Origin of the sequence: Streptomyces sp. NPDC056503 (assembly GCF_042794995.1) — a bacterium.
In the GTDB taxonomy this organism is placed as follows: domain Bacteria; phylum Actinomycetota; class Actinomycetes; order Streptomycetales; family Streptomycetaceae; genus Streptomyces.
This window is the reverse complement of sequence record NZ_JBHTST010000040.1, coordinates 1-21,388: the sequence shown is the minus strand read 5'-3', so window position 1 is coordinate 21,388 and position 21,388 is coordinate 1. Positions and strand designations below refer to the sequence as shown.

Here is a 21,388-nt window from a genome sequence, read left to right as displayed (position 1 = left end):
GGGCACCGGGAGCACCACGGGAGTACGAGACATGGGCACGCCACACACCTACCGGGTCATCGTGCGGGGCACCTTCGACGGGCTGTCGCCCGAGAGCCGGGAGCGGCTGCTCGCCGGGGTGGAGGAGCACGGGCTGGCGGCGATGCGGTTCACCGAGGAGGGCTCGCTCACCTACGACCGGGCCCTGAAGCACTTCTCGTACCGGCTGGTCGTCGAGTCGGACGCCGAGGACGGCGACGAGATGGCCGGAGCACTCGCCGAGGAGCGGGTGGAGGCGGCACTGGCCGCGCTCGGCCACGGCTACAAGGGACTGAAGTCCACGGTGACCGACCTCGACACGATGAAGATCAACCGCAAGGGTCGGTGATCGCCCACCGCTCGTGGTCCCGCCAGGCCCCGTCGATGAACAGCATCGCGGGCGAGAAGCCCTCCTGGCGGAAGCCGGCCCGCCGGACCAGGGCCCGTGAAGGGGCGTTGCCCGGCTGGATGTTGGCCTCCAGGCGGTGCAGCCCCATCGGTCCGAAGGCGTGCGCCAGGAGGAGGCCGAGGGCCTCCCCCATCAGCCCCCGCCCGGCGGCGTGCGCGAAGGCGCCGTAGCCGAGGGCGCCGCTGCGGAAGGCGCCGCGGACGATGTTGTTGACGGTGAGGAAGCCGGCGAGACGGCCGGCCTCCGCGCGCTCGCAGACGAGGAACCCGGCCCGGGCCGGCTCCTCGATCAGCGCGCCCGCGTAGGCGGCGTAGTGCTCGGCCGTCCGGGGCGGGAACAGCCACGGCCGGTGCAGCTCCACGCTCTCCTCCGCGCGGGCGGTGAACTCCTCGCCGTCGTCGAGCGTGAAGGGCCGCAGGCCCACGCGGGGCCCGGCCGTGAGGAACCGTGCGGGATCGTCGGGCATGACTCCAGGCTAGGCCGTCTCCCTCAGCGGCGGGCTGCCGTCACGCGGACCGGGCAGGGTTCGCCCTTGCGGAGGACGCCGATGACGACCGTGGTGCGGTGGTCGAGGCCCGTGCCGGCGGACGGGTACTGGGTGCAGACCCGCCAGCGCGGGGGCCACAGGACCCGCCGGTCCCGGCCGCTCGCGTCGTGGACGTCGAGCCGGATGCGGTGGTCCAGACGGGTGAAGACCCGCCACAGGCCGCCGTCCCGGAAGTCCGGCATCGGCGGCCACGCGCCGGCCGCCGTCCGCCGGGCCCGGCGGGTGTCCGCGTCCCCGGCCGCGCCGGCCGCCACGGCGGCGAGGGCCAGCGCCGCGCCCGCCCCGATCAGGGCGCCGCGCTTCACTTCCCCCTCCTCGGGCCCCTCCGGGCCACGTACCACCCGCAGACCCCGCCGAGCAGCGCGGTCGCGAGGAGGGCGAGGTAGAGCGGCATCGTCACCTCCGGGATCAGCAGCCGGATCTTGACGTCGCGGGTGTTCTCGAAGATGAAGACGAGCAGGAGGACCGCGACGACCGCCATCCCGATCCGTCCGGGGGTGACGGCGCCGAACCTGTCGCCCCTCCGCGTGCCCGCCGTGTCCTTGGGACTCATGCCCGCCCTCTCCTCCGTCGTCCGTCACGGGCGTACCCGTGGGACCAGAATGGGGGGACCGGCACGCCGACGGGGCGGTGGACGACGCCGTCCGGGTGACTTGTCAGACAACCAGGACCGCTACGGTGAGGGCCGGACGGCGGGACGACACGGTACGAGGAGGGGCCTTGGCGGCCAGCGGGCACCGGCGGCGACCTGTGGTGGCGCTCTACGAGCGGATCGCGGACGCCGTCCACGACGGCACCTACCCGCCCGGCTCCACCCTCCCCTCCGAGCCCAGGCTCGCCGCCGAGCTGGGCGTCAGCCGGCCCGCCCTGCGCGAGGCCCTGCTGCTGCTCCAGGAGGACGGACTGCTGACCGTGCGCCGGGGCGTCGGCCGGACGGTGAACGCGCGACCGCCGCGCCGGGGCTTCGAGCAGGTCCAGCCGCTGGAGGAGCTGATCGGCGGCGGCACGGGACCCCGCGTACGGGCCCTGCTGCGCACCCTGGAGGAGCCCACCGACTTCACCACCCAGCACCTGCTGGCCCCGGCCCGCGCCGAACTGCGGTTCTGGGAGTCGGTGCTCGGCGGCGAGGCCGGGCCCGCGGCGCTCTGCCACGAGTGGGCGGCGGCGGACGAGGTCCTGGACCGCACCCACCCCGCCTTCGCCGCCGCGCTCCGGGAGCGCGAGGCCGCACCGGAGGCGGACCCCGCCGTGTCGATGCTCTCGGTCCTGCTCGGCGCCTCCCGGGAGGTCGCCCTGCACGCCCACAGCGGGATCACCGCCACCCTCCTCGGGCGGCGCCGCGGCGAACAGCTGGGCCGCCCCGGCGACACCCCGGCGGTCCTGGTCACCCAGGTCGTCCGGGTCGGGGACACCCCCGTCCTGGCCGCCAAGCACATGCTCCCGACCGGCGCGCCCGCCCTGCCGGTCCTCCAGTCCCACTGAGCCCCCAGCCCGGGCGCCCCGCGCCCCGGGCCGACGACCGCGGCGCGCCGGACCCCCGCTCCCGGAGCCGTACGGAATCCCTCCTCCGGTATCCCCGCTTCCACCGGGCCGGTCATGACGTACACTTCCCGGCCATGCACTTGTCTGACAACTCTGCCACGCCTGTCCGGGCCGCCGTCTCCGACTGGATCCGCCGCGCCCCGAAGGCCGTCCTCCACGACCACCTCGACGGCGGGCTCCGCCCGACCACCATCGTCGAGCTGGCCCGGGAGTGCGGCTACACCGCGCTGCCGACCGAGGACCCGGCCGAGCTCGCGGTCTGGTTCCGGGACGCCGCCGACTCCGGCTCGCTGGAGCGCTACCTGGAGACCTTCGCCCACACCTGCGCGGTGATGCAGACCCGCGAGGCGCTGGTCAGGATCGCGGCCGAGTGCGCCGAGGACCTGGCCGCGGACGGGGTCGTCTACGCCGAGGTGCGGTACGCCCCCGAGCAGCACCTGGAGGCCGGACTGACCCTCGACGAGGTCGTCGAGGCCGTCAACGACGGCTTCCGCGAGGGCGAGCGCCGGACCGGCGGCCGGATCACCGTCCGCGCGCTGCTCACCGGCATGCGGCACACCGACCGCTCCCTGGAGATCGCGGAGCTGACCGTCGCCCACCGCGACAACGGCGTCGCCGGCTTCGACATCGCCGGCGGCGAGATCGGCAACCCGCCGGCCCGCCACCTGCCCGCCTTCCGGCACCTGAAGCGGGAGAACTGCCACTTCACCATCCACGCGGGCGAGGCCGTCGGCGCCGAGTCCATCCACGAGGCGGTGCAGGTCTGCGGCACCGAGCGGATCGGGCACGGCGTGCGGATCACCGACGACATCGCCGAGGACGGCACCCTCGGCCGGCTCGCCTCCTACGTCCGCGACAACCGGATCGCCCTGGAGGTCTGCCCGACCTCCAACCTCCAGACCGGCGCGGCCAAGGACTACGGCTCGCACCCGATCGACGAGCTGCGCCGCCTGGGCTTCCGCATCACCCTCAACACCGACAACCGCCTGGTCTCCGGCACCACCATGAGCGAGGAGTTCCAGCACATGGCGGACGCCTTCGGATACGGCCCGGAGGTCTTCGAGGAGTTCACGGTCGCCGCCCTGGAGGCCGCCTTCCTGCCGCTGCCCGAGCGGCGGCGGCTGATCGAGGAGCTCGTGCGTCCCGGGTACGCGGCGCTCTGACGCGCCGGCCCGGATCCCGGGCCCGGGAGAGAAGGGAGGGCTGCGGTCACCGCCCTCCCCGGTGGAAGAATGGCGGCCATGACAGCTGCTGAGGAGTTCAGGCCCGAGTCGGAGCGGATCACGCGCACCCTGCGCGACCAGATCATCGACGGGACCCGGGCTCCCGGCAGCCGGCTGGTGGAGCGGGAGATCGCGGCCGAGCTGGACGTGAGCCGGCTGCCGGTCCGCGACGCCCTGCGGGACCTGGTCAACGAAGGGCTCGTGACGCCCCGGCCGCGCACCTGGGCGGTGGTCCGGGAGTTCACCGCCTCGGACATCGCCGACCTCGTCGAGGTGCGGTCGGCGCTGGAGATCCTGGCCTTCCGGCTCGCCGCCCAGCGCCGCACCCGCGCCGGTCTCGCCAAGCTGCGCGCCGACCTCGACGCCGAACAGGCGGCGGCGGCGCGCGGCGACGGGGCGGAGGCCCGGCGGGCGGCGGCCGACTTCCACGAGACCGTCACCGAGCTCGCCGACAACGCCCTGCTGACCGAGCTGGAGGGCACGCTGCGGAGCCGGATGCGCTGGCTGCTCGGCCAGCACGACGACTTCACGGTCGTGGCCGAGGAGCACGAGGAGCTGTTCCGCCGGATCGAGGCGCGGGACGTGGAGGGCGTCGAGGAACTGGCGCTGCACCACCTGGAGACCAGCCAGAGCAAGGCGACGGAGCACCAGCGGAGGATCGCCGCGGAGTAGCCGCCGTCCGGCGGTTCGTCCACCGGACGGCCGAGGCCTCGGGCGAGGCGGTGAGGACGTCCCGCCGCTCGGGCGTGCCCCGGTTCCCGCGCCCCGCCCCGCCCTCACCCCCGGCCCCGCCCCGCCCTCGCCGTCAGAGCAGGGCCGGTACGTCGAGGGTGAGCGTGCCCGCGTCGGCGTCGAGGACGGCCGGCACGCCGAGCGGCACGGTCGGCGCGGTGGGGTCGTGGCCGAAGCCCAGCCCTTCCACGACCGGCACGCCCAGGTCGCCGAGCCGGTCGGCGAGGAGCGCGCGGACCTCCTCGTACGGCCCGCACTCCTCCCATGAGCCCAGGGCGATCCCGGCGACGCCGTCGAGCCAGCCGGAGCGGAGCAGCTGGGTGAGGATCCGGTCGAGGCGGTACGGCTCCTCCCCCACCTCCTCCAGCAGGAGCAGGCCGCCGCGGGCGGAGGGCCTGGCGTACGGGGTGCCGAGGTCGGAGGCGAGCAGGCTGGCGCAGCCGCCGAGGGTGACGCCGGCGGCGCGGCCCGGCACCAGCGCGGTCCCCGTCGCCGGGGTCCGTACCGTCTCGGGCGCGAAGAGGGTGGCCCGCAGGGAGTCCCGGGTGCGCGGCTCGTCGAGGAAGGGGGCGGTCGTGATCATCGGGCCGTGCAGGGTGGCGAATCCGGCGCGGACGGCGAACGCCTCGTGCAGGGCGGTGACGTCGCTGTAGCCGATGAAGGGCTTGGGGCCGGCCGCGCGGATCGCCACCCAGTCCACCAGGTCCACCATGCGCTGCGCGCCGTAGCCGCCGCGCGCGCAGATCACGGCGGCTACGGAGGGGTCGGTGTACGCCTCCGTGAGGTCGCGGGCCCGGGCGCGGTCGGCGCCCGCGAGGTGGCCGAGGACCGGGTGGGCGTCGAGGACGTGCGGGGCGACGACCGGTTCGAGGTCCCAGCCGCGCAGCAGGTCGAGCCCCGCCCGGAGCCGCTCCTCGGGGATCAGGCCGCTGGGGGCGACGACGGCGATGCGGTCGCCGGGGCGCAGCCGGGCGGGGCGGGCCAGCTCGCGTACGGGGGCGGGGCCGGGGGCCGGGGTGGGCGCGGTCACGTGCGCAGCTCCAGCTCCGGGACGTCGGGCCGGTCGAAGCCGAAGACCCTGGCGTAGAGGGCGAGTTCGGCCTCCAGGGCGCGGATCATGGTGTCGGCGTGCCGGAAGCCGTGGCCTTCGCCGGGGAAGGCCAGGTAGGCGTGCGGGATGCCCCGGCCGGCGGCGCGGGCGAGGAGCCGTTCGGCCTGGGCGGGCGGGCAGATGACGTCGTCGAGGCCCTGGAGGAGGAGGAAGGGGGCGGTGATCCGGTCGACGTGCTCGATGGGCGAGCGTTCCTCGTACCGCTCGGGCACCTCGTCGAGGGGGCCGATGAGGCCGTCGAGGTAGCGGGACTCGAAGTCGTGGGTCTCGTCGGTGGCCCAGCCCTTCAGGTCGAGGACGGGGTAGATGATCGTGCCGCAGGCGTAGACGTCGGTGCGGACGAGGGAGGCGGCGCTGGTCCAGCCGCCGGCGCTGCCGCCGCGGATGGCGAGGCGGGCGGGGTCGGCGGTGCCCTCGGCGGCGAGGGCGGTGGCGACGGCGGCGCAGTCCTCGACGTCGACGACGCCCCACTCGCCGCGGAGCCGCTCGCGGTAGGCGCGGCCGTAGCCGGTGGAACCGCCGTAGTTGACCTCGGCGACGCCGATGCCGCGGGAGGTGAAGTAGGCGATCTCCAGGTCGAGGACGAGGGCGGAGTGGCCGGTGGGGCCGCCGTGGGCGCGGATGACGTAGGGCGGGAGTTCCCCGGCGGGGCCGGTGGCGGCCGGGTTGCGGGGCGGGTGGACGTGGGCGTGGATGTCACGGCCGCCGGGTCCGGTGAAGGTGCGGACGGCGGGCTCGGGGTAGTGGGCGGGGTCGACGGGGTCGGTGTGCGGGGAGCCGACGACCCGGGTGCGTCCGGTGCGGGTGTCGAGTTCGACGATCTCGTGGCGGCGGTGGGGTCCGGCGGCGACGCCGAGGACGCGGGTGCCGTGGACGGTGAGGGTGGAGCTCCAGACGGTCCAGGGGCCGGGGACGTCGACGAGGGCGCCGGTGTCGGGGTCGAGGATGCCGAGGACGGCGTCGCCGCGGCCGTGGAGGACCGCGATCGGCCCGGTCTCCAGGGCCTTGAACCAGGTGAGTCCGGTCTGCCAGAGGGGTCCGGCGAACTCCTCCTCGCGGGGGCAGAGCGCGGCGACGGGTCCGAGGGTGCCGTCGGCGGCGACCTCGGCCCGGTAGAGGTTCCACCAGCCGGTGCGGTCGCTGCTGAGGAGGAGGCGGCCGGCCGCGTCCCAGTCGGCCTGCGGCACCGATTCCTCCGGTCCGCCGGCGACGGTCCTGGCGTCCTTGAGGGTGCCGTCGGCGGTGATCTCGGCGAGGACGGCCTCGGTGCCGTCCCAGGGCATCCGGGGGTGGTCCCAGCCGAGCCAGACGGCCCGCCGCCCGTCGGGCGAGATCCGGGGGCCGGTGACGAACCGGTGGCGCCCGTCGGAGAGTTCGCGGACGGCGGCCCGGTCGTCGGCGGCGGAGCCGTCGAGCGGGACGGCGGCGAGGACGCGGCGGACGTCGGTGGGCGCCGGGCCGGTGAATTCCTCCAGGACGCACCAGACCTCGCCGTGCCCGGTCCTCAGCACCGGGTCGGACCAGCGCAGTCCGCCGCCGACGCCGGAGACGGGGGTGAGCGGCCGGGGCTCGGCCCCGGGCCGGGCGTCGGGCTCGTAGGCGTACAGCCGCTGGTCGGGGAAGTGGCAGAAGACGACGAGGGGTCCGCCGGAGGGCCGTTCGGCGGCGGCCCAGGGGCGGCCGCCGTACTCGATGACCCGGCTCCGGACGTTCCACGGCGGGGGCAGCAGGGTCTCCTCGGTGCCGTCGGCGCGCCGCCGGACGAGCGTCCGGCGGCCGCCTTCGGTGGGGCGCGGAGCGGTCCACCACACCTCGTCGCCGACGGTGGACAGGTGATCGGGCCGTCCGTCGTTGGCCGCCGCGAGCGCGGCGGTGACGGGCGACGGCCAGCTGCCGTAGGCGGCCGTGTTCTGCATTCTCGATCCCCCCGGGGTTCCTGTTCGGTCCTACGCGGTCTTCAGGTAGTGGTCGAGCACCCGCACGCCGAAGTGCAGGGCGTCGACGGGGACGCGTTCGTCGACGCCGTGGAAGAGCGCGCCGTAGTCCAGGCCCGGGGGCAGCTTCAGCGGAGAGAAGCCGTAGCCGGTGATGCCGAGCCGGGAGAACTGCTTGGCGTCGGTGCCGCCGGACATGGTGAAGGGCACGGCCCGCCCGTCCGGGTCGAAGCGTTCGACGGCGGCCCTCAGCTTGGCGAAGGTCGGGGAGTCGACGGGTGCTTCGAGGGGCACCTCGCGGTGGTGGAACTCCCAGGCGACGTCCGGTCCGGTGAGCCGGTCCATGGTGGCCGCGAACTCGTCCTCGGTGCCGGGCAGCATCCGTCCGTCGACGTAGGCGACGGCCTGGCCGGGGATGACGTTGCACTTGTACCCGGCCTGGAGCATCGTCGGGTTGGCGCTGTTGCGGACGGTGGCCTCGACGAGGGCGGCGGCCGGCCCGAGCTTGTCGAGGAGGAGCGGCACGTCGAGCTCGGGGTCCTCCGTGTCGACGTCGATGCCGTGCAGCGCGGCGAGCTCGGTGAGGGCGGCGCGGACGGTGGCGGTGAGCCGGACGGGCCAGCCGTGGGCGCCGATGCGGGCGACGGCCGCGGCGAGGCGGGTGACCGCGTTGGCCTCGTTGACCTTGGAGCCGTGGCCGGCCCGGCCGCGGGCGGTGAGCTTGAGCCAGGCGGTGCCCCGCTCGCCGGCCCCGATGGGGTAGAGCGTCATGCCGGGGTGGGGGTGGAAGCTGAAGGCGCCGGACTCGCTGATGCCCTCGGTGCAGCCCTCGAAGAGGGCGGCGTGCCGGTCGGCGAGGAAGCCGGAGCCGTCCTCGGCGCTGTCCTCCTCGTCGGCGGTGTAGGCGAGGACGATGTCGCGGCGCGGGCGGACGCCCTGGCGGGCCCACGAGCGGGCGACGGCGAGGACCATCGCGTCCATGTTCTTCATGTCGACGGCGCCCCGGCCCCAGACGACGTCGTCGCGGACCTCCCCGGAGAAGGGGTGGACGGTCCACTCGGCCGGGTCGGCCGGGACGACGTCGAGGTGGCCGTGGACGAGGAGGGCGGGGGCGGTGGGGTCGGTGCCGGGGATGCGGGCGACCATGTTGGTCCGGCCGGGGGTGCGCTCCAGCAGGGTCGGTTCGATCCCGGCGTCGGCGAGCCGCTCGGCGACGTACTCGGCGGCGGGGCGCTCGCGGCAGTCACCGCCGCCGCGGTTGGTGGTGTCGATGCGGATCAGGTCGGAGGTGAAGGCGACGACCTCGTCGAGCGCCTTCCCGTCCGGTCCCGAGGGGGACGGGCCCACCGGGGCCGCGCCTTCGGGGGACGTGCCTGTGCGGGACATACCTGCGCGGGGCGTACCTGCGCGGGGCGTGCTGCTAGCCATACTGCTCCTCCACGGCGGCCGAGACGATCGTCGTGACCGCTTTGAACGTGCGGATCGCCTCGTACATCGTCGCGCTGGTGTACGCGACGCGCCGCTCGCCGCTCCGCGCCACGCCGGGAACCACCGTGGCGGCGGCGCCCAGGTGCTCGGCGTCGAACTCGACCTGGACGGTGTGCGGCCCGGCGTTCACCGGCTCGTGGCGGACGGCGAGGGCGGCCGCCTCGCGGGCGGCGGCCCGGATGTCGGCGGCGGTGCGGGCCGGCGTCCGGCACACCGCCGCGTACCGCGAGACGTGGTCCTTGACGGCGACCTTGAGCGCCTCGGGGGCGTAGCCCAGGGCGTCCTCGCAGGTCAGGTCGTCGCCGGTGACGAGGACGACGGGGACGCCGTACTCCGCGACCACGTGCGCGTTGAGCACCCCCTCGCTCGCGCGCAGGCCGTTCAGCCAGACGCCGGTGATCGAGTTGGCGAGGTAGGTGTGGGCGAGGACGCCCTCGGCGCCGGCGCCGGTGTGATAGCCGACGAAGGCGATCCCGTCGACGTCCCCGTGCTGGACGCCCTCGACCATGGAGAGCGACTTGTGGCGGCCGGTGAGCATCTGGACCCGGTCGTCGAGCTGCTCCAGGAGCAGGTTCCGCATCGTCCAGTGCGCCTCGTTCACCAGCACCTCGTCGGCGCCGCCGTCGAGGAAGCCGAGCGCCGCCGCGTTCACGTCCGAGGTGAACATCGGCCGGCAGCGCTCCCACTGGGGCGTGCCGGGCAGCACGTCGGCGGGCCAGGTGACGCCGGTGGCGCCCTCCATGTCGGCGCTGATGAGGATCTTCATGACTGGCACCGTACGCGCCGTCCGGCGGCCGTACCACCCCTGTGGATAACCGTCGTTGGAGTGGACCAATGGTGTCGCCGGAAGGGAGGTACCGGCACGTCAGGGCGGTTCGGCGAAGGTCCGCGGGTCGGTCCCGGGCGTGCGGCGCGGCGCCTCGGCGGCGCGGGCCGCGCGCTCACCGGGCGGGGCGGTGCCCGATTCCGTGGATCATGGAAGCATCCCGCCCGGCGGCCTTCCCCGGCGCCGTCCCGTTCTCGGACGATCCGACTCCTGAATCGGCCCAAACATCTCCAAGGGGTACGTATAGGCTGTCGGCCGCAGTTGTCCCGCCCGACCGACCGGAGTGTTCTCGGTGACCATCGCGCTCGATCCGTCCGACACCACCCCCGCCTCCTCTCCCGCTCCCGAGGCGGAGGAGGGCTTCTGGGTCCCGCAGGCAGCGGAGCCCCAGGACGCCCCCGGGTCCGGGGCCTCCGGGGAGAAGGCCGAGGAGGAGATCCCCGCAGGGGGGACCGCCGAAGGGGAGGCCGTGGAGGAGGACGTGGAGGAGGACGTCGAGGAGGACGCGTCCGTCTCCACCGACCCCGCCGACCACGACCCGGTCGTCGTCCGGGACGCCCGGGACTTCGGGGTCTACGCCAGGACCGGCGGCTGGACCTTCGCCCTGAAGGTGGCCCGCAGCGTGCGGCCCGGCGGGCAGCCGGCCGAGGGCACGGCGGCGCGGAAGGTGTCGGCGCGCGCGTTCGCGGCGCTCGCCGGGTGCTCGGCGGAGCGCGTGATGCGCCACTACAAGGCGTGGGACATGGCGGCGGACGACGGTCTGGTGCCGCAGTTCGAGGTCCTGGAGCCGGGCGCCGACATCGAGCTGCCGGACGCGGACGTCTGGCTGTCGTACTACACCTCCCGCAACAGCGCGTCCTCCGTGCGGGGCCAGGCGATCAGCGCGGCGGCGGAGGCGGAGGGCATCCGGCCGACGAAGGCCCTGGAGGTGGCGGAGAACCCGACGGCGCTGCGGGCCGCGATCCTCGCCGACCCGGGGACGGCCGAGGCGGCGCGCGGGGCGCTGCTCGACCGGATGAAGGAGGACCCGGCGCTCCAGACGGAGATGGCGCGGGCCATCGCCCGCACGGACGACCTGAAGAAGGCGGTGGCGAGCGAGGCGAAGGTCGCCGACCGGATCGGCTACGTCCGTCAGATCGTCGAGAACGGGCAGGTCAGGACCCCCGCCGGGCAGACCGTCGAGGCGCCCGCCGAGGTGCGCGCGGAGGCCGAGCGGCATCTGTCGCTGATCGACGGGCTGGACGACTCGGAGGAGGCCGGCGAGTGGGCCGGCGAGGCGTACGAGTCGGTGAGGGGGCTCGTCGCGAGGGCGGTCGAGGAGGACCCGGCGCTGCGGGTGCAGGAGCGCAGGACCCGCTTCTACAGCTCCCTCCAGAAGGCCACGAAGGTCTTCGAGGAGCTGACCCTCGACGAGGTGATGGAGGAGGAGATCTACGAGGAGGACATGCTCCAGCGCCTCGAAGCCCTCCAGGAGGCGATCGGCAGCTGCATCGCCGCCCTGCGCAAGGCCGCGCCGACCGCCCCCTGAGGGGCCGCCTCAGTCCTCGTGGCCGAGCTGGAGGTCGCGTTCGGTGCGGCCTCCGCCGGCCACCTGGAGGACGGTGGCGACGGGCGGGTATCCGGCGGCGATGACCGTGTACTCGCCGGAGGACAGGTCGACGAAGCGGAAGGTGCCGTCGGGGCCGGTGGTGAGGGTGTCGACGACGTTCCCGGCCGCGTCGAGCAGGGTCACCCGGGCGTCCTCGACGGGCCTCCCGCCGCCGGCCCTGACCGTGCCCCGGAGCACCGCGCCGCCCGCCAGCTCGATGTCCTGGCGGGTCTCGCGGGAGGACTGGACGCTGACCGGGACGGCGGCGGGCCGGAAGGCGGGGGCGCTGGCCGCGAGGGTGTACTCGCCGGCGACCAGCTCGGTGATCACGTACCCGCCCTCGCGTCCGCTGCGGGTGGAGGCGACGACCTCGCCGCGTACGTCGGTGAGGGTGACGGCGGCGTCCCGGACGGGGGTTCCGTCGGCGGTGACGACGCTGCCGGCGAGGCGGCCGGCCCCGCCGAGGACGACGTCGAGGTCGACCGGCCGGTCGCCCACGGTCACGGAGACGGCCTGCGGCTGGTGGCCGCCCGCGGCGGCGATCAGCACGTACGAGCCGCCGCCCGGCACGCTGAGCGCGTACCGGCCGTCCTCGCCGCTGGCGCCGCGGCCGATCTGGCGCCCGCCGACGTCGATGAGGGTGAGCGCGGCGCGCGGGACGCGGCTGCCGTCGTGGTGCTGGACGGTGCCGCAGACCGGCACCCCGCTGCGGTGGGGGCCTGCGGGCGCCGGGGCGGGGGCCGCGTGCCGGGCGTGCGGCACGGCCTGGGCGGCGGTGTCGTAGGGGGTGTCGGTGGCCTCGGTGGCGGGGGTGTGGTGGGACACCAGCGGTTGCTCCTTGAGGAAGAAGGCGAGGACGAGGCCGAGCACGAGGACCGGCACGAGGTAGAGGAAGATCCGTGGCATGGCGTCCGCGTACGCCTGGACGTAGAGGTCACGCAGGGCGGGTGGCAGCGCGTGCACCGTCTGCGGGGTGATCGCCTCGGCGGGCGGCAGGGCGGCGCCCGCGCCCTGGCCGCCCGCGCCCTGGACGGCGGGCAGCCGGTCGGCGAGGGCGGAGTCGAGGCGGGCGGCGAAGACGGTGCCGAAGACCGCGGCGCCGACGCTGCCGCCGATCTGGCGGAAGTAGTTGTGGGCGCTGGTGGCGGTGCCGAGGTCGGCGGGCCGGACGGAGTTCTGCACGGCGAGGATGAGGACCGGCATGATCAGGCCGATGCCGGTGCCCAGGACGGCCTGCCAGAGGCTGTGGGTGAGCCGGGGCGTGCCGGTGTCCATCCGGGAGAGCAGCGCCATGCCGAGGACGGCGAGGGCGGAGCCGAGCACCGGGTAGACCTTGTAGCGGCCGGTGCGGCTGATGAGCTGGCCCGAGACGACGGAGGCGACGACGATCCCGCCCATGAGCGGGAGCATCAGGAGCCCGGACTCGGTGGCGGTGGCGCCCTCGACCATCTGGAGGAAGCTCGGCAGGTAACTGGCCGCGCCGAAGAGGGCGATGCCGACGACGGCGCCGACGAGCGCGGTGACGGTGAAGACGGAGTCGCGGAACAGCCGCAGCGGGATGAGGGGTTCGGGCGCGAAGTGCTCGACGACGAGGAAGAGCAGGACAGTTCCGGCGGCGCCGCAGCCGAGGCCGATGATGACCCGGTCGTCCCAGTCGTACTCGGTGCCGCCCCAACTGGTCAGCAGGACCAGGCAGGTGGAGGCGGCGGCGAGGAGCAGGGTGCCGAGGACGTCGAAGCGGGCGCGGGCCTTCGGCTTGGGCAGCTTGAGGACGGTGGCGACGACGGCGAGGGTGACGAGCCCGAAGGGCACGTTGAAGTAGAAGCACCAGCGCCAGGAGACGTGGTCGGTGAAGAAGCCGCCGAGGAGCGGTCCGGCGACCGAGGCGAGGCCGAAGGCGGCGCCGATCAGGCCCATGTAGCGGCCGCGTTCGCGGGGCGGGACGATGTCGGCGATGATCGCCTGGACGCCGATCATGAGGCCGCCGGCACCGGCGCCCTGGAGGGCGCGGAAGGCGATGAGCTCGTCCATGCTGCGGGACCAGCCGGCGAGTCCCGAGCCGACGACGAAGACGACGATGGCGAAGAGGAAGACGCTCTTGCGGCCGAGGAGGTCGCCGAGCTTTCCGTAGACGGGCAGGCCGATGGTGGAGGTCAGCAGATAGGCGGTGATCGCCCAGGACATCCGGTCCAGGCCCTGGAGTTCGCCGACGATCTTCGGCAGCGCGGTGGCGACGATCATCTGCTCCAGCGCGGCGAGGAGCAGCGCGAGCATCAGGCCGAAGAAGACGAGCCGGACGCGCCGGGGGTCGGTCGGGGTCTCGTCCGGGGCCGGCGGCGGGGGCCCGCCGGGCGGTCCGTCCTCGGGGAGCGCGGCGGCTTCCCCGGCGTCCTTCACCAGCGTGATCGCACCCACGTACGGCTCCCCTCGTCATGGCGTCGCCCCGGCGCGGAGGCGGCCTCGGCTCGGAGGCGCCCTCGGGGACGGGCCATTCTTCGCATCGGGCGCGAAGCGGGAGCAAGTCGGGCGTGACGGGCGGGAGGTGGGCCGACGGAGGGTCGACGGGCGTGAACGGCGGGGCGCGAGGGGGCACTTGCGGCGCTCATCAGCGCGTTTGCGGAACTCCCCGCGCCCCCTCGGCGCTTCGGGCGCCGGTACGGGGGCGACGGGGAATCCACTCGAACCGGTGAACGCCCCGGGCGTTACTTCTCGGTCTCGGCCGCCAGGTTGGCGAGGACCGCGTCGTAGATCCGGGCGAGGCCCTTGGGGGCGAAGGTCCGCTCGAAGAAGCCGCCGATGCCGCCGGCGCCGTTCCAGACGGAGGTGACGACGGCGCGGGAGCTGCCCTCGCCGGCCGGGGTCACGGTCCAGGTGGTGACCATGGAGGAGTTGCGGTCCTTCTCGACGAGCTGCCCGTCGGTGGGCTCGCTGACCTCCAGGAGGCAGTCGCGGACGCGCTTGCTGGTGGCCTGGAGCTTCCAGTGGACGAGCGTGCCCTCGCCGTCACCGCCCTCGCGCACCTCGTACTCGCTGAAGTGCTCGGGCAGCAGCTTCGCGCGCGCGCCGCTGTAGTCGGCCAGCGTGTCGAACACGGTCTCCGCGTCCGCCGCGATGATCCGTTCCGTCGTGGCCTCGACCTGCGCCATCGCATTTCCTCCAGCTCATGGTTCTTCGGGGGGTGTGGGCCAAGCGAACCACGAGCCTCGCGGGGCGCGAAATCCGGGTTGCGACGACCAAGAGAACAGGTGTTCTATTCCGGTCGCCACGGGAGTCGAGCGCACGAACGAAACCGATCGAGGGGGCGTCCCTGCGCCGGGCCCTCCGGGCGAGACCCCCTCCGGGCCCGCCGACACCGCCCTCTTCGGCACGGACGCGGTCACCACCCGTCGGCTCGCCTCCCGCCGCCGGCAGGGCGCCCCCATCGCCCTGGGCACCGACGTCGACTGCCGCCAGCGGCCCGGAGCAGCTCAGCCTCCCCCGAGCCCGCAGACACGCCGGAGAGTCACCTGACACGCCGTCAACGCCCCCTCCGTTCGGGTCGTTCACGGGCACAACAGGTCGTGTCCCGCGCCCCGCGGGGCACTTCACGCTCCATGACCACCCGCGCAGGAATGCTGATCGCCGCTGGGGCGCTGGTCGCCGGGACGGTCACCGTCCTGCCCGCGTCCGCCGCGGGCACCGGTGAACCGGTCCCCCGCCCCCTCCCCCCGCTCGCCTGGACCGACTGCGCCACCACGGCGTACCCCGAGCTCCAGTGCGCCACCCTCAAGGTGCCGCTCGACCACGACGACCCGGCCGGCCGGAACATCTCGCTCGCGCTGACCCGGATCCCGCACACCGCGAAGACCTCCCAGGGCCCGCTCCTGGTCAACCCCGGCGGCCCGGGCGGCAGCGGCCGCGGCATGGCCGGCTACGTCGCCGCCTCGCTGCCCGCGAAGGTCGCCGCCCAGTACGACGTCATCGGCTTCGACCCGCGCGGCGTCGGCAAGAGCGAGCCCGCGCTCGACTGCCGGCCCGGCCACTTCGACCCGGTGCGCCCCGACTCGGTGCCGCGCGGGGCCGAGGCCGAGCGGACCGCCCTGGAGCGCGCGCAGGCCTTCGCCGCCGCCTGCGGCAAGAAGTACGCGGACGTGCTCCCGCACATCGACACCGTCTCCACCGCCCGCGACCTCGACCTGATCCGCAGGGCGCTCGGCGCCGAGCGGATCAACTACCTCGGCTACTCGTACGGCACCTACCTGGGCGCCGTCTACGCCCGGCTGTATCCGGAGCGGGTGCGGCGGATGGCGCTGGACTCCGTGGTCAACCCCAACGGCGTCTGGTACGAGGACAACATCGCGCAGGACTACGCCTTCGACACCCGCCACAAGGACTTCATGGCCTGGGTGGCCAAGCACGACTCCGCCTACGGTCTGGGCACCGACCCGGCGGCCGTCGAGGCCGCCTGGTACCGGATGCGCGAGGAGCTGGGCGACTCGCCGGCCGGCGGCAAGGTCGGCCCCGGCGAGCTGGAGGACACCTTCCTGCCCGGCGGCTACTACGACGGCTACTGGCCGAGGCTCGCGAGCGCCTTCTCCGCGTACGTGAACAAGCGGGACCCGGCCCCGCTGACGGCCGCCTACGAGCGGTACGGCGAGGCCGACTCCGCCGCCGACAACGGCTACTCCGTCTACACCGCCGTCCAGTGCCGGGACGCCGCCTGGCCCAAGGACTGGAACGTCTGGCGCAAGGACAACTGGGAGGTCCACGCCAAGGCGCCCTTCTCCACCTGGAACAACGCCTGGTACAACGCTCCGTGCGCCTTCTGGCCGGTGGAGCCGCTCACCCCGCCGGACGTCGGCAACGACCAGCTGCCGCCGGTCCTCGTCCTCCAGGCCACGGACGACGCCGCCACCCCGTACGAGGGCGGGCTCGCCCTGCACCGGATGCTGCGCGGCTCCAGCCTGGTCGTCGAGCAGGGCGGCGGGAACCACGGCGTGACCCTGGCCGGCAACGACTGCCTCGACAAGCACCTGAGCACCTACCTCGCCACCGGCACCGTGCCCCGCGCCGAGGGCGCGTCGGAGGTCGACGCGGTCTGCGCCGCGGCGGCGGCGCCCGAGCCCGAACCGGCCGCGAAGCCGAAGGCGGAGGCCGGCGGCGAGAAGGCGAGCGACACGAAGAAGGCGAGCGCCGGCGAGAAGGCCGCCGGCCGGAAGGCGTCCGCCCCCGTGCGACCCGCCGGGACCACCCTCCACGGGCTGCTCGGCCACGTGCGCTGATCCGTGGTCCCGCTCGCTCACTCGCGACACCCGCGCCCCCGTCCCCCCGTCCCCCGGTCCAGCCGCGTCGTCCGGGGGACGGGCCGGTCAGACGGCCGGGTCGCCGAGGAGGGTCAGGGAGCGTTCGGCGGCACGGCCCAGGCGGGGGTGCGGGAGGGCGGCTTCGAGGACGTCCCTGGCCAGCGGGTCGCCGAGGGCGCCGAGGCCCTCGACGCAGGCGAGGCCGACCCGCCAGTGGGGGTCTCCGGCCGCCAGCCGTCGTTCCAGGACGGTGACGAGGGCCGGGGCGGACTCGGGGGCGCGCAGGTCGGCGAGGAGCCGGACCGGGAGCAGCGCGTAGGCGGCCCGGAGTTCGTTGGTGGCGAGGGCGGCGGCGGCCCGGGCGGTGCGCGGGTCGCCGAGCCGGACGAGGGCGTGGGCGGCGGTGACGCACCGCTCGGGGTCCCGGTGGTTGAGGAGGAGGACGAGGGCCTCGAAGGCGCGCGGGTCGCCGGCCACGCCGAGCCGGTAGGCGGCGATCTCCCGGGCCCAGAGCGGCTGTCCCGGTGCGGTGAGCAGCCGCCGGAGTTCCTCGGGGTCGGTGGTGCGGGCGAGTTCTCCGAATGCGTCGGGAAGGCTTCCCTCTTCGTTCTCGATCTCGTCCCGCAATCGATCGATCATCGAGCAGAATTCGGGATCCTCCGAGTCGACCTCGGAGTTGTCCTCGGCGATTTCCATGAATCCGAGGCTATCCGCGATCCACATCACATTTTCCCGACTTCCCAGGACTGGCGTGCTCGTTACTCGCCGGTTAATCTCAAGTGAGCGGGGAACCCCCGCACTTCTCGCCACGGCCTGGTGACGCAGCCGTGGTGAGCGCTGGTCGGTTCGGCAGTTCGCGACGTGGCTCAGGGACAGAGCCCGCGTCCTCCCTTTTTCTCCTCAAGGCCCTCGCCGCCGTGTGCACCGGGGCCGCATCCCCGTACACCGCGGCGCTGCCTCCGTGCAGCCGGCCGCGTTCCCGGTATTTCCCGCGCCCTTTCCCTCCGCGCGCGCACCGCCCTTCAGTCGTCACTCTTCCTCTCAGGAGTCCCCTGATGGACACCCCTCTCTCCACCATCGCCGTCGTCGGTCTCGGCACCATGGGCACCGGCATAGCCGACGTCCTCGTCCGGGCCGGCCGTGAGGTCGTCGGCATCGACGTCAGCGAGTCCGCGGCCGCCCGTGCAGTCGCCGCCCTGGAGGCGTCCACCGCCCGTGCCGTGGCCCGTGAGCGCATCACCGAGGACGAGCGGCAGGACGCGCTGGCGCGCTTCCGCGTCTACTCGGACCTCCAGGCCGCCGCCGCGGCCGACCTCGTCATCGAGGTGGTCCCGGAGACCTACGAGGCCAAGCAGGAGGTCTTCCGGACGCTCGACGGGATCGTCCGGCCGGACGCCATCCTCGCCACCGGCACCAACGCCCTCTCGGTGACCCGGCTCGCCGCCGACTCCGCCCACCCGGAGCGCGTCCTCGGCCTGCACTTCTTCGCGCCGGTCCAGGCGATGAAGCTGGTCGAGGTGGTCTCCTCGGTGCTGACCGACCCCCGCGCGGTGGACGCGGTCACCCGGCTCGCCGAGGACCTCGGCAAGGAGCCGGTGGCCGTCGGCGACCGGGCCGGTTTCATCGCGGACGGGCTGCTCTTCGGCTACCTCAACCAGGCCGCCGCGATGTACGAGGCCCGCTACGCCTCCCGCGAGGACATCGACGCCGCCATGAAGCTGGGCTGCGGTCTGCCGATGGGCCCGCTGGAGCTGCTCGACCTGGTGGGCGTCGACACCGCCCGTACCGTCCTCGACGCGATGTACCAGGCGTCCCACGACCGGCTGCACGCCCCCGCGCCGATCCTGAAGCAGCTCTCCGAGGCCGGCCTCACCGGCCGCAAGGCGGGCCGCGGCTTCTACACGTACGCGGCGCCGGGCTCGGCCGAGAAGGTCGCCGACACGCTGACCCCGGCGGCCTCGGGCACCGGCGGCGCGGGCCGCGAGGTCCGCTCGGTGGGCGTGGCCGGCTCGGGCACGATGGCCTCCGGCATCGCCGAGGTCTTCGCCAAGGCCGGGTACGACGTCGTCCTCGCCGCCCGCTCGCAGGAGAAGGCGGACGCGGCCAAGGCGTACATCGCCAAGTCGCTGGCCCGCTCGGTGGAGAAGGGCCGGATGACCGGCGAGGCCCGCGAGGAGACGCTGGCCCGGATCGCTCCGGCCGGTTCCCTCGACGCCTTCGCCGAGGTCGACCTGGCGGTCGAGGCGGTCGCCGAGGACCTGGCGATCAAGCAGGAGCTGTTCGGCCGGCTGGACAAGATCTGCAAGCCGGGCGCGGTGCTCGCCACCACGACCTCCTCGCTGCCGGTCGTGGCCTGCGCCCGCGCCACCTCGCGCCCGCAGGACGTCATCGGCATGCACTTCTTCAACCCGGCGCCGGCCATGAAGCTGGTCGAGATCGTCCGCACCGTCCTGACCGCCGACGACGTGCACACCACCGTCCGCGAGGTCACCGCGAAGATCCGGAAGCACGGTGTGGACTGCGGCGACCGGGCCGGCTTCATCGTGAACGCGCTGCTCTTCCCGTACCTGAACAACGCGGTCAAGATGGTCCAGGAGCACTACGCGACGCTGGACGACATCGACACGGCGATGAAGCTGGGCGGCGGGTACCCGATGGGTCCGTTCGAGCTGCTCGACGTGGTCGGCCTGGACGTGTCGCTGGCGATCGAGAAGGTGCTGCACCGCGAGTTCCGCGACCCGGGCCTGGCCCCGGCGCCGCTCCTGGAGCACCTGGTGGCGGCCGGCTGCCTGGGCCGTAAGACGGGGCGCGGCTTCCGCGAATATGCCCGGCGCTGAGCCCACCGAGCCGCGACGGGGGTGGGGCGGGCTCCTTGAGCCCTCCGGCGGTCCGCCCCCGCAGGCGCGTCTTCCTGCACGGATGCAGTACGTTCGGGTCATGCCCAAGGCCGTGAAGACACCCCGTGCCACCTCTTCGCCCGACGCTCAGGAGAGCGCGGCGGGGACCCGTGCCGCCGCGCAGCGGCTCAAGATGCGGCGGGAGCTGGCGGCCGCCGCGATGGAGCTCTTCGCGACGAAGGGGTACGAGGCCACCACGGTCGACGAGATCGCGGCCGCGGCCGGGGTGGCCCGGCGGACCTTCTTCCGCCACTTCCGGTCCAAGGAGGAGGCGATCTTCCCGGACCACGACGACACGCTGGTGCGCGCGGAGGCGGTGCTGAACGCGGCCCCGCCGCACGAGCACCCGCTCGACACGGTGTGCCGGGGCATCAAGGAGGTCATGAAGATGTACGCGGGCTCCCCCGCGATCTCCGTGGCCCGCTACCGCCTGACCCGCGAGGTGCCGACGCTGCGGGAGCGCGAGATCGCCTCGGTGGCCCGCTACGAGCGGCTCTTCACCCGCTATCTGCTGGGCCACTTCGACGAGCGGGACCACCACGACGGCAACGACGACCCGCTGCTCGCCGAGGTGGCGGCCTCGGCGGTGGTCACCGCCCACAACCACGTGCTGCGGCGCTGGCTGCGGGCCGGCGGCCAGGGGGACGTGGAGTCCCAGCTCGACCACGCCTTCGCGATCGTGCGGGAGACCTTCGGCTCGGGCATAGGCGCGGGTCGTCCGGCCCCCTCCTCCTCTCAGCAGCCCGCCCCGACCCCGCAGGAGGCGCCGGTCGCGCAGGTCTCCGCCTCGGGTGACGTGGTGGTCGCCGTGGCGCGTACCGACGCTCCGCTGGACGAGGTCATGCGCACCATCCAGCAGGCACTCACGAAGGGCTGAGGCCCGCTTCTCCCGCACCTTCGAAGGTCCGACACGAGGGCCGCCCCCGGTTTCCCGGGGGCGGCCCTCGTCGTGTTCCCCCAGCTCAGAGCGGCATTCGATCGATCATCGCTCATTCGTGAACACCTTTTTTCATCTGAGTGAAATTGTTGGCACGCAGTGCCTTGTCACGTGACACGGCGTGCCATACGTTGATGTTGTCCGGGTGGCCGGAGCACCGAGAAAGCTCGTGTTCCGGCTGTCCCCACAGCCCTACGGCCGTGCGCCCGGACGCCTGCGTCACAGGCACCCTCGCGCCCCACCCGGCGCCGCCACAGCAGTACCGAGCCGAACCGACGGCACACCTCCACAGCAGCAGCACTCCCCGACGTAACCCTCAGGCGTCCGCTCCCCGGACGCTCTCCGCCGGAGGCACACCGTGAAGGAAATCCTGGACGCGATCCAGTCGCAGGACGCCACGTCCGCCGACTTCGCGAACATCAAGCTCCCCGAGTCGTACCGGGCCGTCACCGTCCACAAGGACGAGGCGGAGATGTTCGCCGGCGTCGCCAGCCGCGACAAGGACCCCCGCAAGTCGCTCCACCTCGACCAGGTGCCGATCCCCGAGCTCGGCCCGGGCGAGGCGCTCGTCGCCGTCATGGCGAGCTCCGTGAACTACAACTCGGTCTGGACCTCGATCTTCGAGCCCGTCTCGACCTTCGGCTTCCTGGAGCGCTACGGCCGTCTCTCCGAGCTGACCAGGCGCCATGACCTGCCGTACCACGTCATCGGCTCCGACCTCGCGGGCGTCGTGCTGCGCACCGGCCCCGGCGTCAACGCCTGGAACCCGGGCGACGAGGTCGTCGCGCACTGCCTGTCGGTCGAGCTGGAGTCCTCCGACGGCCACAACGACACGATGCTCGACCCCGAGCAGC

General features: G+C 74.0%; 19 protein-coding genes. 9 read left to right on the top strand and 10 right to left on the bottom strand.

The window, feature by feature from the left end:
* Positions 1–31: 31 nt before the first annotated feature.
* Positions 32–367: a DUF6204 family protein gene (locus ACFQ8C_RS14840; protein ID WP_383456619.1), complete on the top strand. Its 336-nt coding sequence runs from the start codon at positions 32–34 to the stop codon at positions 365–367.
* Here ACFQ8C_RS14840 and ACFQ8C_RS14835 read toward each other — a convergent pair.
* From ACFQ8C_RS14835 to ACFQ8C_RS14825, 3 genes are read right to left on the bottom strand one after another with little or no spacing between them, the layout of a single operon-like run.
* Positions 348–893 (bottom strand): GNAT family N-acetyltransferase, encoded by a 546-nt coding sequence (locus ACFQ8C_RS14835; RefSeq protein WP_383456618.1) that lies wholly within the window; start codon positions 891–893, stop codon positions 348–350. The two genes, ACFQ8C_RS14840 and ACFQ8C_RS14835, sit on opposite strands and share 20 nt — an antisense overlap.
* A 23-nt stretch (positions 894–916) precedes the next feature.
* Positions 917–1,279 carry a hypothetical protein gene (locus ACFQ8C_RS14830; RefSeq protein ID WP_383456616.1) on the bottom strand — a complete coding sequence of 121 codons (363 nt, stop codon included), beginning with the start codon at positions 1,277–1,279 and terminating at the stop codon, positions 917–919.
* A complete protein-coding gene (locus ACFQ8C_RS14825; protein WP_383456614.1) occupies positions 1,276–1,527 on the bottom strand; it encodes a DUF1049 domain-containing protein in 252 nt (83 codons plus the stop codon). The genes ACFQ8C_RS14830 and ACFQ8C_RS14825 overlap by 4 nt, the downstream gene beginning before the upstream one ends.
* Before the next feature lie 167 nt (positions 1,528–1,694).
* On the opposite strand from ACFQ8C_RS14825, the gene ACFQ8C_RS14820 reads away from it, so the two are divergent.
* The 3 genes from ACFQ8C_RS14820 (at position 1,695) to ACFQ8C_RS14810 (ending at position 4,411) form a co-directional block, all read left to right on the top strand.
* Positions 1,695–2,456 carry a GntR family transcriptional regulator gene (locus ACFQ8C_RS14820; protein ID WP_383456612.1) on the top strand — a complete coding sequence of 254 codons (762 nt, stop codon included), beginning with the start codon at positions 1,695–1,697 and terminating at the stop codon, positions 2,454–2,456.
* Positions 2,457–2,590: 134 nt separating this feature from the next.
* Positions 2,591–3,679 carry an adenosine deaminase gene (locus ACFQ8C_RS14815; RefSeq protein ID WP_383456609.1) on the top strand — a complete coding sequence of 363 codons (1,089 nt, stop codon included), beginning with the start codon at positions 2,591–2,593 and terminating at the stop codon, positions 3,677–3,679.
* A gap of 78 nt (positions 3,680–3,757) precedes the next feature.
* Positions 3,758–4,411, top strand: coding sequence for a GntR family transcriptional regulator (locus ACFQ8C_RS14810; protein WP_383456607.1), 654 nt, complete (start codon positions 3,758–3,760; stop codon positions 4,409–4,411).
* 133 nt (positions 4,412–4,544) lie between these two features.
* Here the strand turns inward: ACFQ8C_RS14810 and ACFQ8C_RS14805 are convergent, their stop codons facing one another.
* Genes ACFQ8C_RS14805 through ACFQ8C_RS14790 form a run of 4 tightly spaced genes read right to left on the bottom strand, consistent with a single transcriptional unit; the run spans position 4,545 to position 9,770 of the window.
* The gene (locus ACFQ8C_RS14805; RefSeq protein WP_383456605.1) at positions 4,545–5,501 is read right to left on the bottom strand and encodes an LD-carboxypeptidase; all 957 of its coding nucleotides are present in this window, start codon (positions 5,499–5,501) and stop codon (positions 4,545–4,547) included.
* Positions 5,498–7,498 carry a S9 family peptidase gene (locus ACFQ8C_RS14800; RefSeq protein ID WP_383456603.1) on the bottom strand — a complete coding sequence of 667 codons (2,001 nt, stop codon included), beginning with the start codon at positions 7,496–7,498 and terminating at the stop codon, positions 5,498–5,500. The genes ACFQ8C_RS14805 and ACFQ8C_RS14800 overlap by 4 nt, the downstream gene beginning before the upstream one ends.
* Before the next feature lie 30 nt (positions 7,499–7,528).
* Positions 7,529–8,902, bottom strand: coding sequence for a M20/M25/M40 family metallo-hydrolase (locus tag ACFQ8C_RS14795; RefSeq protein ID WP_383456601.1), 1,374 nt, complete (start codon positions 8,900–8,902; stop codon positions 7,529–7,531).
* 34 nt (positions 8,903–8,936) lie between these two features.
* Positions 8,937–9,770 (bottom strand): M55 family metallopeptidase, encoded by an 834-nt coding sequence (locus ACFQ8C_RS14790; protein ID WP_383456599.1) that lies wholly within the window; start codon positions 9,768–9,770, stop codon positions 8,937–8,939.
* Between the two features lie 352 nt (positions 9,771–10,122).
* Here ACFQ8C_RS14790 and ACFQ8C_RS14785 point away from each other — a divergent pair, with 352 nt between their 5' ends.
* A complete protein-coding gene (locus ACFQ8C_RS14785; RefSeq protein ID WP_383456598.1) occupies positions 10,123–11,358 on the top strand; it encodes a hypothetical protein in 1,236 nt (411 codons plus the stop codon).
* 9 nt (positions 11,359–11,367) lie between these two features.
* On the opposite strand, the gene ACFQ8C_RS14780 is transcribed toward ACFQ8C_RS14785, so the two are convergent.
* Positions 11,368–13,833: an MFS transporter gene (locus ACFQ8C_RS14780; RefSeq protein ID WP_383456596.1), complete on the bottom strand. Its 2,466-nt coding sequence runs from the start codon at positions 13,831–13,833 to the stop codon at positions 11,368–11,370.
* Positions 13,834–14,120: 287 nt separating this feature from the next.
* Positions 14,121–14,564, bottom strand: a complete 444-nt coding sequence (locus ACFQ8C_RS14775) for an SRPBCC family protein (protein ID WP_383456594.1) — start codon at positions 14,562–14,564, stop codon at positions 14,121–14,123.
* A 447-nt stretch (positions 14,565–15,011) separates the two neighbouring features.
* Between ACFQ8C_RS14775 and ACFQ8C_RS14770 the strand changes: the two genes are divergently transcribed.
* Positions 15,012–16,679 (top strand): alpha/beta fold hydrolase, encoded by a 1,668-nt coding sequence (locus ACFQ8C_RS14770; protein ID WP_383456592.1) that lies wholly within the window; start codon positions 15,012–15,014, stop codon positions 16,677–16,679.
* A gap of 87 nt (positions 16,680–16,766) precedes the next feature.
* Here ACFQ8C_RS14770 and ACFQ8C_RS14765 read toward each other — a convergent pair whose 3' ends face one another.
* Positions 16,767–17,396 (bottom strand): HEAT repeat domain-containing protein, encoded by a 630-nt coding sequence (locus tag ACFQ8C_RS14765; RefSeq protein WP_383456589.1) that lies wholly within the window; start codon positions 17,394–17,396, stop codon positions 16,767–16,769.
* Positions 17,397–17,755: 359 nt separating this feature from the next.
* Between ACFQ8C_RS14765 and ACFQ8C_RS14760 the strand changes: the two genes are divergently transcribed.
* From ACFQ8C_RS14760 to ACFQ8C_RS14750, 3 genes are all read left to right on the top strand, one after another.
* The gene (locus tag ACFQ8C_RS14760) at positions 17,756–19,537 is read left to right on the top strand and encodes a 3-hydroxyacyl-CoA dehydrogenase family protein (RefSeq protein WP_383456587.1); all 1,782 of its coding nucleotides are present in this window, start codon (positions 17,756–17,758) and stop codon (positions 19,535–19,537) included.
* 100 nt (positions 19,538–19,637) lie between these two features.
* On the top strand, positions 19,638–20,474 hold the full coding sequence (locus ACFQ8C_RS14755) for a TetR family transcriptional regulator (protein WP_383456585.1): 837 nt from the start codon (positions 19,638–19,640) through the stop codon (positions 20,472–20,474).
* Positions 20,475–20,892: 418 nt separating this feature from the next.
* Positions 20,893–21,388 (top strand): alcohol dehydrogenase catalytic domain-containing protein (locus ACFQ8C_RS14750; RefSeq protein ID WP_383456582.1); only part of this gene is annotated, 496 nt, incomplete at its 3' end.

Excerpts from the sequence above, each read along its gene's own strand:
- ACFQ8C_RS14790 (WP_383456599.1), bottom strand. The coding sequence starts at position 9,770 with ATGAAGATCCTCATCAGCGCCGACATGGAGGGCGCCACCGGCGTCACC.
- ACFQ8C_RS14840 (WP_383456619.1), top strand. The coding sequence starts at position 32 with ATGGGCACGCCACACACCTACCGGGTCATCGTGCGGGGCACCTTCGAC.
- ACFQ8C_RS14810 (WP_383456607.1), top strand. The coding sequence starts at position 3,758 with ATGACAGCTGCTGAGGAGTTCAGGCCCGAGTCGGAGCGGATCACGCGC.
- ACFQ8C_RS14825 (WP_383456614.1), bottom strand. The coding sequence starts at position 1,527 with ATGAGTCCCAAGGACACGGCGGGCACGCGGAGGGGCGACAGGTTCGGC.
- ACFQ8C_RS14835 (WP_383456618.1), bottom strand. The coding sequence starts at position 893 with ATGCCCGACGATCCCGCACGGTTCCTCACGGCCGGGCCCCGCGTGGGC.
- ACFQ8C_RS14755 (WP_383456585.1), top strand. The coding sequence starts at position 19,638 with ATGCCCAAGGCCGTGAAGACACCCCGTGCCACCTCTTCGCCCGACGCT.
- ACFQ8C_RS14800 (WP_383456603.1), bottom strand. The coding sequence starts at position 7,498 with ATGCAGAACACGGCCGCCTACGGCAGCTGGCCGTCGCCCGTCACCGCC.
- ACFQ8C_RS14765 (WP_383456589.1), bottom strand. The coding sequence starts at position 17,396 with ATGGAAATCGCCGAGGACAACTCCGAGGTCGACTCGGAGGATCCCGAA.
- ACFQ8C_RS14760 (WP_383456587.1), top strand. The coding sequence starts at position 17,756 with ATGGACACCCCTCTCTCCACCATCGCCGTCGTCGGTCTCGGCACCATG.
- ACFQ8C_RS14775 (WP_383456594.1), bottom strand. The coding sequence starts at position 14,564 with ATGGCGCAGGTCGAGGCCACGACGGAACGGATCATCGCGGCGGACGCG.
- ACFQ8C_RS14795 (WP_383456601.1), bottom strand. The coding sequence starts at position 8,902 with ATGTCCCGCACAGGCACGTCCCCCGAAGGCGCGGCCCCGGTGGGCCCG.
- ACFQ8C_RS14770 (WP_383456592.1), top strand. The coding sequence starts at position 15,012 with ATGACCACCCGCGCAGGAATGCTGATCGCCGCTGGGGCGCTGGTCGCC.
- ACFQ8C_RS14815 (WP_383456609.1), top strand. The coding sequence starts at position 2,591 with ATGCACTTGTCTGACAACTCTGCCACGCCTGTCCGGGCCGCCGTCTCC.